The organism is Microbacterium sp. T32 (assembly GCF_001619615.1).
Classification (GTDB): Bacteria; Actinomycetota; Actinomycetes; order Actinomycetales; family Microbacteriaceae; genus Microbacterium.
In genome coordinates, this window is the sequence record NZ_LQQP01000002.1 from 53,703 (window position 1) to 67,562 (window position 13,860).

12 protein-coding genes and 1 other RNA gene are annotated in these 13,860 nt (G+C 71.3%); 8 read left to right on the forward strand and 5 right to left on the reverse strand.

What is annotated here, in order from left to right; all coding sequences use genetic code 11:
- The first annotated feature begins 58 nt into the window (after positions 1 to 58).
- Positions 59 to 691, forward strand: a complete 633-nt coding sequence (locus AVW09_RS01085) for a PadR family transcriptional regulator (protein ID WP_063256259.1) — start codon at positions 59 to 61, stop codon at positions 689 to 691.
- On the opposite strand, the gene AVW09_RS01090 is transcribed toward AVW09_RS01085, so the two are convergent.
- The 4 genes from AVW09_RS01090 to AVW09_RS01105 all read right to left on the reverse strand — a co-directional run bounded on the left by AVW09_RS01090 (position 688) and on the right by AVW09_RS01105 (position 4,684).
- Positions 688 to 2,220 carry an acyl-CoA synthetase gene (locus tag AVW09_RS01090; protein ID WP_063256260.1) on the reverse strand — a complete coding sequence of 511 codons (1,533 nt, stop codon included), beginning with the start codon at positions 2,218 to 2,220 and terminating at the stop codon, positions 688 to 690. The genes AVW09_RS01085 and AVW09_RS01090 overlap by 4 nt on opposite strands.
- A gap of 156 nt (positions 2,221 to 2,376) precedes the next feature.
- Positions 2,377 to 2,829, reverse strand: a complete 453-nt coding sequence (locus AVW09_RS01095; protein WP_063256261.1) for a MaoC family dehydratase — start codon at positions 2,827 to 2,829, stop codon at positions 2,377 to 2,379.
- Positions 2,830 to 2,862: 33 nt separating this feature from the next.
- Entirely contained in the window at positions 2,863 to 3,741 is an 879-nt protein-coding gene (locus AVW09_RS01100) for an amidohydrolase family protein (RefSeq protein WP_063256262.1), read from the reverse strand.
- A 4-nt stretch (positions 3,742 to 3,745) separates the two neighbouring features.
- Positions 3,746 to 4,684 carry an SDR family NAD(P)-dependent oxidoreductase gene (locus tag AVW09_RS01105; RefSeq protein ID WP_063256263.1) on the reverse strand — a complete coding sequence of 313 codons (939 nt, stop codon included), beginning with the start codon at positions 4,682 to 4,684 and terminating at the stop codon, positions 3,746 to 3,748.
- Between the two features lie 75 nt (positions 4,685 to 4,759).
- Here AVW09_RS01105 and AVW09_RS01110 point away from each other — a divergent pair, with 75 nt between their 5' ends.
- A complete protein-coding gene (locus tag AVW09_RS01110) occupies positions 4,760 to 5,206 on the forward strand; it encodes a MarR family winged helix-turn-helix transcriptional regulator (RefSeq protein WP_063256264.1) in 447 nt (148 codons plus the stop codon).
- A 53-nt stretch (positions 5,207 to 5,259) separates the two neighbouring features.
- An RNA gene (ffs, locus tag AVW09_RS01115) (signal recognition particle sRNA small type) lies at positions 5,260 to 5,356 on the forward strand.
- A 63-nt stretch (positions 5,357 to 5,419) separates the two neighbouring features.
- Here the strand turns inward: ffs and AVW09_RS01120 are convergent.
- A complete protein-coding gene (locus tag AVW09_RS01120; protein ID WP_063256265.1) occupies positions 5,420 to 6,088 on the reverse strand; it encodes an NUDIX domain-containing protein in 669 nt (222 codons plus the stop codon).
- A gap of 43 nt (positions 6,089 to 6,131) precedes the next feature.
- Between AVW09_RS01120 and AVW09_RS01125 the strand changes: the two genes are divergently transcribed.
- The 5 genes from AVW09_RS01125 to AVW09_RS01145 all read left to right on the forward strand — a co-directional run bounded on the left by AVW09_RS01125 (position 6,132) and on the right by AVW09_RS01145 (position 13,732).
- Positions 6,132 to 6,917 (forward strand): DeoR/GlpR family DNA-binding transcription regulator, encoded by a 786-nt coding sequence (locus tag AVW09_RS01125; protein ID WP_063256266.1) that lies wholly within the window; start codon positions 6,132 to 6,134, stop codon positions 6,915 to 6,917.
- A gap of 48 nt (positions 6,918 to 6,965) precedes the next feature.
- Positions 6,966 to 9,101: a phosphate acetyltransferase gene (pta, locus tag AVW09_RS01130; protein ID WP_063256267.1), complete on the forward strand. Its 2,136-nt coding sequence runs from the start codon at positions 6,966 to 6,968 to the stop codon at positions 9,099 to 9,101.
- Positions 9,098 to 10,330 (forward strand): acetate/propionate family kinase, encoded by a 1,233-nt coding sequence (locus AVW09_RS01135; protein WP_063256268.1) that lies wholly within the window; start codon positions 9,098 to 9,100, stop codon positions 10,328 to 10,330. Before pta ends, AVW09_RS01135 begins: the two co-directional genes overlap by 4 nt.
- Positions 10,331 to 10,418: 88 nt before the next feature.
- Positions 10,419 to 11,153 carry an HAD family hydrolase gene (locus tag AVW09_RS01140; protein ID WP_063256269.1) on the forward strand — a complete coding sequence of 245 codons (735 nt, stop codon included), beginning with the start codon at positions 10,419 to 10,421 and terminating at the stop codon, positions 11,151 to 11,153.
- 53 nt (positions 11,154 to 11,206) lie between these two features.
- Entirely contained in the window at positions 11,207 to 13,732 is a 2,526-nt protein-coding gene (locus AVW09_RS01145; protein WP_063256270.1) for a glycoside hydrolase family 65 protein, read from the forward strand.
- Positions 13,733 to 13,860: the final 128 nt, after the last annotated feature.

Consider the following 13,860-nt stretch of genomic DNA (forward strand, 5'->3'; position numbering starts at 1 on the left):
TAGATATTGCGAGGAAGATATCGTGGGCGGACACCGCGACGCAAGAGGGGAGTCCGCGATGAGCCTGCGCTACGCGCTGCTGGCCCTGCTGACCGCTCAGCCGATGACCGGATACGACCTCGCGAAGGCCTTCCACGGGTCGGTCGGACACGTCTGGCACGCCCCCGATTCGCAGATCTACCCCGAGCTCAAGCGCATGGTCGCCGACGGTCTGCTGCGCGACGCGTCGGTCCCGTGGGGCGCCGCCACGACCAAGACGCAGTACACGATCACCGACGAGGGCGTCGACGATCTCCGCCGCTGGATGGAGCAGCCGGTCGCGTACGGCGCCGACCGTGACCCCGCGATCCTGCGCGCCGCCTACTTCGAGTGGGCCGACCCGGATGCCGCCCGCGCGCGGCTGCGCGAACACATCGCCCACTACCGCGTCCGTCGCGGGCTGTGGCAGGCGCAGCTGGAGGCGATCCGCGGCCGCACGCACCCGATCGTCGCCCGCCGCCTCGAGACCGACACGCGGCACGACCCCGAGGCGATCGTGGCGTTCAAGGTGTTCGCGTACGAGGGGTTCGTGGCGCGGGCCGATCACGAGATCGCGTGGGCCGAGCGCGGCCTCGCCCTCGTCGATACCCTGCAGAGTCGCTCAGGCGACGCGGGCGCCGACGGCGGCGCCGACGACGGCGCGGAAGGCTAGGGCGCCGACAGCAGCCGCGCCCGGAGGTCGGCCTTGCGCACCTTCCCCGACGCTGTGCGCGGCAGATCGTCCACGACGGTGACCGTCTTGGGGATCTTGTACCTCGCGATCTGGCCGGTGAGCTCCGCGCGCACGCTCTCGGTGTCGACCGACACCCCATCGGCCACCGTGACGAGGGCGATCGGCACTTCTCCCCACTTCTCGTCCGGGATGCCGATCACCGCGACACCCGTGATCCCCGGGATGCCGAGGATCAGGCCCTCCACCTCGGCGGGGTAGATGTTCTCCCCGCCGGAGATGATGAGATCCTTCAGCCGGTCCGCGATGTAGAGGTAGCCGTCCTCGTCGAGATAGCCGAGGTCGCCGGAGCGGAACCAGCCGTCCGCCGCGAACGCCGCGGTCGTGGCATCCGGGAGCCCGTGGTAGCCGGCGAACACGTTCGGGCCGCGCACCTGGATCTCGCCGACGGCGCGGGCGGGAGCCGGCATCCCGTCCACTCCGACGACCCGGACGTCGGTGAAGAAGTGCGGCAGACCGACGCTCCCGGCCTTCGCGCGGGTCATCGCGGCGGACAGGCTCGTGGCGCCGGGGGAGGTCTCGGTCATGCCGTAGCCCTGCGTGAACGACAGCCCGCGCGCCTCGTACGCCTCGCGGATCCGCGGGGGCACCGCCGATCCGCCGCACGTGAGCGTGCGCAGGCTCGACACGTCGGTGCGGGACCACTCGGGGTGGTCCGCCATGAGTTGGTAGGTCGTCGGGACGCCCGAGACCACCGTGACGCCGTGGCGCTCGATGAGGTCGAGTGCACGTCCGGCCTCGAACCCGTTCTCGAGCACCACGGTCGCGCCCTTCAGGAGAGCGGGGAGCGCCCCCATGCCCAGCGACGCGACGTGGAAGAGGGGCGAGATCATGAGCGACACGTCGGAGGAGACGAGGTCGTAGTCGATGATCGTGTTCATCGAGACCCAGGTGAGGTTGCCGTGCGTGAGCACCGCGCCTTTGGCGCGCCCCGTCGTGCCGGAGGTGTAGACGAGCGCGGCGGGATCGTCGAGGCCCACATCGTCGGGCGGCGGCGCCGTGACCGCGCGGTCCAGCAGTCGGGCCAGGCCCGGTTCGCCGTCTCTGCCCGAGGCGCCCGTGCCGATGACGTGCGCGACCGGTGCGGTCGACACCGCGGCAGCAACGCGATCCGCGAACGAGGCGTCGTGGACGAGCACGCGGGCGCCGGAGTCGGCCAGCACGTGCGCGATCTCGGGCGCCGCGAGACGGGTGTTCACCGGAACGAACACCGCGCCGAGGTGGGCCGCGCCGAACAGCGTGACGAGGAACTCCGGAGAGTTCTCCCCGAGGTACGCGACGCGATCGCCGCGGCCGACGCCGTGGTCGGCGAAGACGGCGGCGGCACGCTCGACGGCCGTGGCGAGGTCGGCGTAGCTCAGGCGCCGGTCGTCGCCGAAGATCAGCGCGGTCTTGTCGGGGTGCTTGAGGCGGCGGCGGGGGAGCCAGGCGCCGAGTCCGGGTGTGCTCATGAGTCTCTTCGTCGAGGAGGGGACGCTGCGGTGCGCCCCGGAGCGGGGGAGGGATGCCGGGAGGCGGGGTCGGCGAGGTGCGGGCGGCGGGTCGCACCTCGCCGGGATCGGGCCGGGGCCGACCGAGCGGGCGCGGTCGGACCGGGGAACCGAAGGTCAGGCGTAGAAACGGTACAGGCCGCGCGCGACGACGGCCGGCTTGTCGCCGCCCTCGACCTCGACGGTCTGGTCGACGGCCAGCTGATAGCCGCCGCGCACCTCGGTCACCTCGGCGACCACGGCGTTCATCCGGACGCGCGCGCCCACCTTCACCGGCGAGACGAAGCGCACCTTGTCGAGGCCGTAGTTGACCTTCGTCGTGACGCCGGTGACGTCGAGCAGCTCGGTCCAGAACTTCACCGTGAGCGACAGGCTCAGGTAGCCGTGGGCGATGGCGCCGCCGAAGAGGCCGTCCTTCGCGAGCTCGGGGTCGGTGTGGATCCACTGGTGGTCGTCGGTCGCGTCGGCGAACAGGTCGACGCGGTCCTGCGTGATCTCGAGGTACTCGGACCAGCCGAGGTCGGTGCCGGCGAGGTCGGCGACGTCGGCGTAGGCGACGGTCGTGGTCATGGTGTTCTCCGTTTCGAGGGAGTCGGGCGGGTCTTACAGGCCGAGCAGGCGCGCGGCGTTGTCGCGCAGGATGCCGGGGAGGCGTTCGGGCTTGAGCGGCGTCTGTTCGACGTCGCGCAGCCAGCGGTCGGGGGTGAGGAGGGGGAAGTCGCTGCCGAAGAGCACCCGCTCGCGCAGGAACGCGTTCGCGGCCCGGACGAGCTGCTCCGGGAAGTACTTCGGGCTCCAGCCGGACAGGTCGATCCAGGTGTTGTGCTTGTGGGTCGCGACCGAGATCGCTTCGTCCTGCCACGGTACGGAGGGGTGCGCCATGACGATGTTCAGCGCGGGGAAGTCCGCGGCGACCCCGTCGAGCAGCATCGGGTTCGACAGGGCCAGACGGAACCCCCGACCGCCCGGCATCCCGGCTCCGATCCCCGTCTGCCCGGTGTGGAACAGGGCGACGACCCCGGCGGCCTCGATCTCGGCGTACAGCGGGTAGTACCGTTCGTCGCTCGGGTCGAAGCCCTGCACGGTCGGGTGGAATTTGAAGCCGCGGACGCCGGAGTCCTCGATCAGGCGGCGGGCGCGGTCCACGGCGTCGGGGCGCCGAGGATCCACCGACCCGAACGGGATGAGCACGTCCGCGTGCCGTGCGGCCCCGGCCGCGATCTCCGCGCTCGAGATCGGCGGGTGCCCGAGCTGCGTCTCGGCGTCGACGGTGAACACCACCGCGGCCATGCGGCGTTCGCGGTAGTACGCCGCGATGTGGTCGAGGTCGGGTCGGGGTCCGTCGGTCGAGAAGTAGCGGCTGGCCGCTTCGGTGAGGTCGTCCGGGAGGGACGAGTGGTCGTGGCCGTCGATCTCGACGTGCACGTGCATGTCGATCGCGGTGAGGGCCGCGACGTCGATGTCGGGCTCGTAGCAGGTCACGCGGTCACCGCACCGGGTCGCGCCGCAGCTCGTCCGGGAGGGGAGGGAACGTCTCTCCGACGCTCTGCAGCGGGCCGACCACGGCGTCGAACTCGTCCGCGAGCGCCTCGGCGCTCCACCCGCCGTCGCGGTAGGCGGTGGTCGCGGGCTCGGGGTGGGTCCACAGCTGCAGGCGGTCGCCGCCGATGCCGATGGCCTGTCCGGTCACGGTGCCTGCGGCATCCGAGGCGAGGTAGGCGATGAGGCCGGCGACGTCGTCGGAGGTGCCGAAGCCGAGATCGTGGCGGAAGAACGCGGGCATGGGCTCTCCCGCGGCGTCGGCCTCGACGGCGGCGGCGAAGTAGGGCACGGTCGCGGTCATCGCGGTGGCGGCGACGGGGATGACCGCGTTGGCGGTGATCCCGGCCTTGCGGAGCTCGAGGGCCCAGGTGCGCACCATGCCGACGATCCCGGCCTTGGCGGCGGCGTAGTTGGTCTGGCCGAAGTTGCCCCGCTGACCGGTCGGCGAGCCGATGCAGATGATCCGGCCCGAGACGCCGTTCTCGCGCATCCACGTCGCCGCCTCGCGCACGCAGGTGAACGTGCCGCGGAGGTGGACGCCGATGACGGTGTCGAAGTCGTCGTCGCTCATCTTCCACAGGACCGTGTCTCGCAGGACCCCGGCGTTCGTGACGAGGATGTCGAGCCGGCCGAACGTCTCGACGGCGGTGCGGACGAGCTCCTGCGCCGTCGCGGTGGGGCCGACCGGCGCGACGACCGCGACCGCGCGGCCGCCGTCGGCCTCGATCGTGGCGACGGCCTCGGCGGCGGTGGCGGCATCGACGTCGTTGACGACGACGGCCGCACCGTGGCGGGCGAGTTCGCGGGCGTAGGCGAGGCCGAGGCCGCGGCCCGAACCGGTGACGACGGCGACTTTGCCGTCGAGGAGGGGTGCGCTGGTCATGGGAGTCCTTCCGTCGCACTCTTTCTAAGCTCAATCGTTGAGAAAGTCAATGATTGAGATTGCTATGATTGGGTGATGACGTCGCAGACCCCGACCGACGAGACCGTGCGCCTCGACGACGACCTGAGCTTCCTCATGGCGCGCGCGAACGCCCTCTCGATCGCCGCGGGGAATGCGGCTCTGGCCCCCTTCGGGCTGAAGGTGCGCTCGTACTCGGTGCTCGCGCTCGCCGCCGGTGAGGCCCGCCCGTCGCAGCGCGAGGTGTCCGAGCACCTGCGACTGGATCCCAGCCAGGTGGTCGCTCTCGTCGACGAGCTGCAACGGCGGGGGCTCGTGACCCGCGAGGCCGACCCGCGCGATCGGCGCGCGAACGTCGTGGTCGTCACGGACGACGGCCGTGCTCTCCTCGCCGCGGCACGCCCGGCGATCCTCGCCGCCGAACGCGCGTTGCACGCGGGGCTCGACGACGACGAGCGCGGTCAGCTGGCGGGGCTGCTCCGGCGCGTCGCCTTCCCCGGGTGACCGGTCGCGGACCCCGTTCGACATGCGCTCCGGCGGACGTCGGGTAGACTGACGACAGCTCTCCGCGCGGCGGTATCCAGGCCAACTCCCCCAGGACGGAAACGTAGCAAGGGTAACCAGGCTCTGCCGGGTGCGCGGAGAGTCTTTTCATGCCCGGACGCATCGCGCAGGGCGACTCCGGATGCCACGCCCCGGCGCCCCGCTCCGCCCGACTCAGCGGCGCGCGAACGGCCCGTCGATCACCGCCCACTGCAGCAGCATGATCGTCTTGGCATCCTGGATCTCCCCGTCGCGGATCATCCGCAGGGCCGCGTCGATGTCGTACTCGAGGATCTCGATCTCCTCGTCCTCCTCGGCGAGACCGCCGCGGTCGCCTTCCCGCGTCGCCCCGTCGTAGGCCGCGGCGAAGAAGTGCAGGCGCTCGGTGACCGATCCGGGGCTCATGTACACCTCGAACACCGGCTCGACGTCGACGACCCGCACGCCCGTCTCCTCCTCGGCCTCGCGGCGGATCGCGGTGACCGGGTCGTCGTCGTCCAGGAGCCCGGCCGCGGTCTCGATGAGCATGCCGTCGGGGTGGTCGTTGACGTACGCGGGGTAGCGGAACTGGCGCGTGAGCAGCACGGTGCGCCGCGCGAGGTCGTAGAGGAGGATCGTCGCGCCGTTGCCGCGGTCGTAGGTCTCGCGCTTCAGCGTCGCCCACTCGCCGTCGTCGCCGAGATACCGGAAGGTCGTCGCGCGCAGCACGTGCCACCCCGCGGCGAGAAGCTCGACGTCGGTCACCTCGACGCGGGGATTGCGATCGAGGTCGCGCCCGGTGAGGTGCAGACCCGTACGGCCGCGGTGGTCGGGGACGGTGGTGCCGGGGCGTGCGTCGTTCATGATTCGGAACGATAGTGCAGAAACGTGCAAGAATGGGAACGTGATGCTGGCTGCTGCGCGCAAGGACGTCCTGCTCGAGAGGCTGCGACGTGACGGGCGTCTCGTCGTCAAGGACGTCGCGCTCGAACTCGGCCTGTCGGAGGACAGCATCCGTCGTGACCTGCGGGAACTGGATGCCGCCGGCCTCGCCGTGCGCGTGTACGGCGGTGCCCTGCCGGCCTCGCCCGCGGTCGCCGATTACGCGGTGCGTGGCGAGGTCGCGCGGGAGAGCAAGGCGCGCGTGGCGCAGGCCGCCGTGGCCCTGATCGAACCCGGATCCACGGTGCTGCTCGACGGGGGGACCACGACGCTGGCGATGGTCGACGCGCTTCCCCGCACGTTCGACGGCACCGTCATCACGCACTCCCCGACGATCGCCGCGGCGCTGCTCCACCACGAGGCCCGCGTCTTCCTGATCGGGGGAGAGGTGTTCAAGCACTCCGCCGTGGCGTGCGGCGCCGCCGCGGTCGAAGCCGCCCAGCGAGTGAGCGCCGACATCTTCTTCCTGGGCGTCACGGGCGTGCACGCCGAGGCGGGGCTGACGACGGGGGATGCCGAGGAGGCGGCGATGAAGCGTGCCCTCGCCGCCCGCGCGGCCGAGACCTTCGTCCTCGCGAGCGAGGAGAAGCTGGGCGCGGCCTCGCGCTTCGGCATCCTGCCCCTGGACGACGTCTCCGGGATCATCGCCGACCTCGATCGCGGCGATCCTCGCGCCGAGACCCTGCGTGAGGCCGGCGCTCGACTCCTGCCCGTCCCGCCCGTCTCGGGACCGGCGCACATCGCTCGATAGCGAGGCAACCCCGGCGGGATGTCACCCGCCCCGCCTAGGCTGGATGCCGTGACGCAGAGCATCTACATCACGTCGGCCGAGGGGCACTCGGGCAAGTCCACGGTGGCTCTGGGCGTCCTCGACGCCCTCAGTCGCGTCACTCCGCGCGTCGGCGTGTTCCGACCGATCGCGCGCTCCACCGCCGAGCGCGATTACGTGCTCGAGATGCTGCTCGACCACGACGGCGTCGACCTCGACTACGACGACTGCGTCGGCGTCACGTACGACGACGTCCGCGACGACGCCGACGCGGCGCTCGGGCGCATCGTCGAGCGGTACAAGGCCGTCGAGGCGCAGTGCGACGCCGTCGTGGTGATCGGCAGTGACTACACCGATGTCGGCAGCCCCGCCGAGCTCGCGTACAACGCGCGCATCGCGGCGAACCTCGGCGCTCCGGTCCTCCTCGTGCTGGGTGGCCGGGCGCAGCAGGGTCAGGGGGAGACGCTCGGCCTCTCCGTCGCACGTACGCCGCAGGAAGTGGGGCAGATCGCGGCCCTCGCCGTCCCCGAGCTGCTGCACGAGCGCGCCGAGGTGTTCGCCGTCGTCGTCAACCGTGCCGAGCCCGAGCAGCTGGACGAGATCATCGGCTCGGTGCGCCCGATCGTGGATGCCGCGGGCACGACGCCCGGCCGGACGGTTCCGGTCTGGGCGCTCCCCGAGGACCGCTTCCTCATCGCCCCCTCGATGCGCGGCGTCCTGCGCTCGGTCGAGGGCGAGCTCATCAAGGGCGACCCCGAGCTGCTCACGCGCGAGGTGCTCGGCGTCGTCGTCGCCGGCATGTCGATGGTGAACGTGCTCCCGCGCCTCATGGAATCCGCGGTCATCGTCATCCCCGCCGACCGCACCGAGGTGCTGTTGGCGACGCTGCTCGCCAACGCCTCGGGCACGTTCCCGTCGCTCGCCGGCGTCGTGCTGAACGGCGGATTCGAGCTCCCCGACCCGATCGTGCGGCTTATCGATGGTCTCGGCTCGTCGCTGCCGATCATCGCGACCGACCTCGGCACCTACGACACCGCGGTGCGCATCATGAACACCCGCGGCCGCCTCGCCGCGGACTCCCAGCGTCGGTACGACACGGCTCTGGCGATGTTCGAGCGTCATGTCGACACCGAGCTGCTCACGCGGGAGCTCGGCGTCGCGCGTCCGAGCGTCGTCACGCCGCTGATGTTCGAGTACGGCTTGGTCGACCGTGCCCGCGCCGACCGCCGCCGCATCGTGCTCCCCGAGGGCAACGACGACCGCGTCCTGCGCGCGGCGGCGACCGTGCTCGCGCGCGGCATCGCCGACCTCACGATCCTCGGTGAGCCGCTCGAGGTCCGCGGACGCGCGATCGAACTGGGCATCGACATCCGCGACGCCGAGGTGCTGAGCCCCTTCGACGCCGTGCACGTCGACAAGTTCGCGACCGAGTACGCACGGCTCCGCGCGCACAACGGCGTCACGTACGCCCAGGCCGCCGACACCGTCACCGACGTGTCGTACTTCGGCACGCTCATGGTGCACCTGGGTCTCGCCGACGGCATGGTCTCGGGCGCCGCGCACACCACCGCGCACACGATCCGCCCGGCCTTCGAGATCATCAAGACCGCGCCCGGCGTCTCGGTCGTGTCGAGCGTGTTCCTCATGGCCCTCGCCGACCGCGTGCTCGTGTACGGCGACTGCGCCGTGATCCCCGACCCCACGAGCGAGCAGCTCGCCGACATCGCGATCTCGTCCGCCGCGACCGCCGAGCAGTTCGGCATCGCGCCGCGCGTGGCGATGCTGTCCTATTCGACGGGGGAGTCGGGCACCGGCGCCGACGTCGAGAAGGTGCGGAGCGCCACCGCGCTGGTGCGCGAGCGCGCGCCGGAGCTGCTCGTGGAGGGACCGATCCAGTACGACGCCGCGGCCGACGCCGCGGTCGCCGCGGCCAAGATGCCCGGGTCCGAGGTCGCGGGGCGTGCGACGGTGTTCGTCTTCCCCGACCTGAACACCGGCAACAACACCTACAAGGCCGTGCAGCGCTCGGCCGGCGCCGTCGCCATCGGCCCGGTGCTGCAGGGACTCAACAAGCCGATCAACGACCTGTCGCGCGGAGCGCTCGTCGACGACATCGTCAACACGATCGCCATCACCGCGATCCAGGCGCAGGGGAGCAACTCGTGAGCGTCGTGCTGGTCGTCAACAGCGGATCCTCCTCGTTCAAGTACCAGCTGCTCGACATGGAGCACGAGCGCGTCCTCGCCTCGGGCCTGGTCGAGCGCATCGGCGAAGAGGTCGGCGTCGCGACGCACACGGTCGCGGCGGCGGCTCTGGCCCCGGCCGACGGTCCCGCGCCGACGGTGGTGGATGCCACGACCACCATCGAACGCGAGATCCCCGACCACACCGCGGGGTTCTCCGTCATGCTCGACGCGTTCGCCGCGCACGGGCCGTCACTCCAGGAACGGCCTCCGGTCGCCGTCGGTCACCGCGTGGTCCACGGCGGCGCACGCTTCTTCGAGCCGACGGTCGTGACCCCCCTCGTCGAGATCAACATCGACGAGCTCTCGGTGCTCGCGCCGCTCCACAACCCGGCGAACCTCGCCGGGATCACCGCGGCGAAGAAGGCGTTCCCCGACGTCCCGCACGTCGCGGTGTTCGACACCGCCTTCCACCAGACGCTCGCGCCGGCGGCGTACACGTACGCGATCGACCGGGAACTGGCCGAGGCGCATCGCATCCGCCGGTACGGGTTCCACGGCACGAGCCACAAGTTCGTGAGCGAATCCGCCGCCGCGTTCCTCGGCCGTCCACTCGCCGATCTGCGTCAGCTCGTCTTCCACCTCGGCAACGGCGCGTCCGTGACGGCGATCGCGGGCGGCCGCTCCGTCGAGACGTCGATGGGCCTCACCCCGCTCGAGGGCCTCGTCATGGGCACGCGGTCGGGCGACCTCGACCCCGCGGTGCTCCTGCAGCTCGCGCGCCGCGCCGACCTCTCGATCGCCGACCTGGACACGCTGCTCAACAAGCGGTCGGGCCTCGTCGGGCTCGCGGGCGTCTCCGACATGCGCGACCTCACCGCGCGGTGCGACGCCGGCGACCCCGACGCGCAGCTCGCGTTCGACGTCTACATCCACCGCCTCCGCGCGTACGCGGGGGCCTATCTCGCGCAGCTCGGCGGTGTCGACGTCATCTCGTTCACGGCGGGCGTCGGCGAGAACGCCGCACGCGTGCGCGCTGAGGCCGTCGCGACGCTCGGCTTCGCGGGGGTCGAGCTCGACCCCGAGCGGAATGAGACGCGGGGGCGTGGCATCCGTCGGATCTCGTCCGACGCGTCGCGCGTCGAGGTGCTCGTCGTGCCGACCAACGAGGAGCTCGAGATCGCCCGTCAGACTCTGTCGGTCGCGTCCTGAGCGGGCCGCGCCCACCCCTCGCCACTACGCTGGAACGGCGGCGCACCGTCGTGACCGCGCGTCCTGCCCTCGCGATCTGGAGCCCGCCGTGACCGACAGCCGAGACCTGCCCGACCTGACCTCGTACGACGCCGTCCTGTTCGACCTGGACGGTGTGCTCACCCCCACCGCCGAAGTGCACATGCGCGCGTGGAAGGAGATGTTCGACGAGCTGTTCGCGGCGTGGGACATCCAGCCGCCGTACACCGACCGCGACTACTTCGAGCACGTCGACGGCAAGAAGCGCTACGACGGCGTCGCGAGCCTGCTGCGCAGTCGCGACGTCGAGGTGCCGTGGGGCGACCCGTCCGACGACCCGTCGCTGGACACCGTGTGCGGCGTCGGCAACCGCAAGAACCTCGTCTTCTCGCGCATTCTCCGTGCCGAGGGCATCGCGCCCTACCCGGGGTCCGTCGCCGTGCTCGACGTCCTCCAGGCGGCGGGCACGCCGATCGCCGTGGTGTCGAGTTCGAAGAACGCCGTCGAGGTGCTCGAGGCCGCCGGGATCCGCGACCGTTTCCCGGTCGTGATGGACGGTGTCGTCGCTGAGCGCGACCACCTCGCTTCCAAGCCCGCGCCGGACGTGTTCGCCGAGGCCGCCCGCATGCTGCGCGTCGACCCGGCCCGTTCCGCCGCGGTCGAGGACGCCACGAGCGGTGTCGCCTCGGCCTCCTCCGCCGGGTTCGGGCTCGTCGTCGGCGTCGATCGCGGCGTGGGCGCGGAGCATCTGCTCGCCGCCGGGGCCGACGTGGTCGTCGACGACCTCCAGGCGTTCGTAGACTGAGCCGTCGCCCCGCGCGACGCACCCGAATCCCGGCACACCGGAAGGCCTGCCCGATGATCGATCGCGATCGTTTCCCCATCGACGAATGGCGCCTCGTCGAGACCGAATTCTCGGTCGACGACACGGGCGTCACCGAGACCCTGTTCGCCATCGGCAACGGCTACCTGGGGTTGCGCGGCAACTCCATCGAGGGCCGTTTCGCCCACGAGCAGGGCACCTTCATCAACGGCTTCCACGAGACGTTCCCGATCCGTCACGCCGAACAGGCCTACGGTTTCGCCGAGGTCGGGCAGACCATCATCAACGCGCCGGATGCCAAGGTCATGCGCGTCTACGTCGACGACGAGCCGCTCTCGCTCGACGTCGCCGACGTCCGCGAATACGAGCGCGTGCTCGACATGCGCCAGGGCATCCTCCGCCGCACGCTCCTGTGGGTGACGCCGTCGGGCAAGGAGGTGCGCATCGAGGACGAGCGGTTCGTGTCGTTCGAGGAGAAGCACCTCGTCGTGCTGCGGCTGACGGTGACGGTCCTCAACTCGGACGCTCCGGTGACGGTGGCGTGCCAGCTCCTCAACCGCCAGGACGGCGAGGGCATCTACGGCGGTTCGCCGATGGCATCCAAGACGGCCGGATTCGACCCGCGCAAGACCGAGAAGCTCACCGACCGTGTGCTCCAGCCGCGCGAGTACTGGCAGGACGGCGACCGGTCGGCGCTGTCGTACGAGGTCACCGAGTCGGGCATGACGCTCGCGGTCGTGGCCGACCACGAGGTCGAGACCGCCAACACGTACGAGTCGCGGCATCTCGTCGAGCCGGACATCGCCAAGAACGTCTTCCGGGTGGACGCCCGGGCCGGCGTGCCGACGACGATCACGAAGTTCGTCAGCTACCACACGTCGCGCGGCGTGCCCGCGGGCGAGCTCGTCGACCGGTGCCGCCGGACGCTCGACCGCGCCCGCAGTCTCGGTCTCGCCACCCTCCGCGAGAGCCACATCGACTGGTTCGCGGCGTTCTGGGACCGCTCCGACGTCCGCATCGGCGGCCAAGGCGACCTGCAGCAGGCGACGCGCTGGTGCCTCTTCCAGCTCGCGCAGGCCGCGGCCCGCGCCGACGGCCAGGGCGTCCCCGCCAAGGGCGTCACCGGTTCGGGGTACAGCGGTCACTACTTCTGGGACACCGAGGTCTACGTGCTGCCGTTCCTGGCGTACACGACGCCGCAGTGGGCGCGGAACGCCCTGCGCATGCGGTACCTCATGCTCCCTGCGGCGCGGAAGCGCGCGCACCAGCTCAACGAGGCCGGCGCCCTGTTCCCGTGGCGCACGATCAACGGCGAGGAGGCCTCGGCCTACTACGCCGCCGGCACCGCGCAGTACCACATCAACGCCGACGTCTCCTTCGCCCTGGCGAAGTACGTCCGTGCCACGGGCGACGAGGAGTTCCTCGCCCGCGAGGGCGTGGACATCGCGGTCGACACCGCGCGGCTGTGGTCGACGCTCGGGTTCTGGCGGTCGAGCGACGGCGACGGCGAGGAGGACTCGTTCCACATCCACGGCGTCACCGGACCGGACGAGTACACCACCGTCGTCAACGACAACCTCTTCACCAACGTCATGGCGCGGTTCAACCTGCGCTTCGCCGCGCGCACCGTCCGCGACCTGGCCGAGAACGACCCCGAGGCCTACGGCCGCATGGCCGACCGCATGAACCTCGACCCGTCCGAGCCCGACCGGTGGGAGCTGGCGGCCGAGGCGATGCACATCCCGTTCAGCCCGGCGCTCGGCATCCATCCCCAGGACGCCGTGTTCCTGGAGCGCGAGATCTGGGACCTCGAGAACACCCCGCCCGACCAGCGCCCGCTCCTGCTGCACTTCCACCCGCTGGTGATCTACCGGTACCAGGTGCTCAAGCAGGCGGACGTCGTGCTGGCCCTGTTCCTGCAGGGGAATCACTTCACGGATGCCGAGAAGCTCGCCGACTTCGAGTACTACGACCCGCTCACCACGGGCGACTCGACGCTGTCGGCGGTTGTGCAGTCGATCCTCGCGGCCGAGGTCGGCTACCAGGACCTCGCGCTGGAGTACTTCCGCCAGGCCGCGTTCGTCGACCTCGGCGACCTGCACCACAATGCCTCGGACGGCGTGCACGTGGCATCCGCCGGTGGCGTGTGGACGGCGCTCGTGAGCGGGTTCGGCGGCATGCGCGACCACTTCGGGAACCTCACCTTCGACCCGCGCCTCCCGGCGGACTGGCCCGAGCTGTCGTACGTGCTGCACTGGCACGGCACCCGCCTCAACGTCACGCTCACGGCCACCGCCCTGACGCTGCACGCCGGGGAGGAGGGCGGTCCGGTCGACTTCGCGGTGCGTGGCGTGGACTACACCGTCGCTCCCGGCGAGAGCGTGCGGGTCGCGCTGCACGGCCAGGGGCCGCTGATCCCGGGGCGCCCGTCGATCCGGCAGCTCGAGGGCTCGGTGCGCGAGGACGGCACGCTGCTGTCGGCCTCGGTGCCGATCGTGACGGCCGCGATCCCGCTGGTCTCGGGCGACGACGAGCCCGTGGCCGTCGGCCTCGACGCCTGAGTCACCGCTTCGACGCGGCGGCGCCCTGCGGGGTGTCGCCGCGTCGGCGTTTCCGGGGTCAGCGCCGGTCCCGGGCGCCGGTGGCGAGCGGAACCGGGGTCAGCGCCGGTCCCGGGCGCCGGTGGCGA

Excerpts from the sequence above, each read along its gene's own strand:
- AVW09_RS01120 (WP_063256265.1), bottom strand. The coding sequence starts at position 6,088 with ATGAACGACGCACGCCCCGGCACCACCGTCCCCGACCACCGCGGCCGT.
- AVW09_RS01145 (WP_063256270.1), top strand. The coding sequence starts at position 11,207 with ATGATCGATCGCGATCGTTTCCCCATCGACGAATGGCGCCTCGTCGAG.
- AVW09_RS01105 (WP_063256263.1), bottom strand. The coding sequence starts at position 4,684 with ATGACCAGCGCACCCCTCCTCGACGGCAAAGTCGCCGTCGTCACCGGT.
- AVW09_RS01095 (WP_063256261.1), bottom strand. The coding sequence starts at position 2,829 with ATGACCACGACCGTCGCCTACGCCGACGTCGCCGACCTCGCCGGCACC.
- AVW09_RS01085 (WP_063256259.1), top strand. The coding sequence starts at position 59 with ATGAGCCTGCGCTACGCGCTGCTGGCCCTGCTGACCGCTCAGCCGATG.
- AVW09_RS01090 (WP_063256260.1), bottom strand. The coding sequence starts at position 2,220 with ATGAGCACACCCGGACTCGGCGCCTGGCTCCCCCGCCGCCGCCTCAAG.
- AVW09_RS01125 (WP_063256266.1), top strand. The coding sequence starts at position 6,132 with ATGCTGGCTGCTGCGCGCAAGGACGTCCTGCTCGAGAGGCTGCGACGT.
- AVW09_RS01110 (WP_063256264.1), top strand. The coding sequence starts at position 4,760 with ATGACGTCGCAGACCCCGACCGACGAGACCGTGCGCCTCGACGACGAC.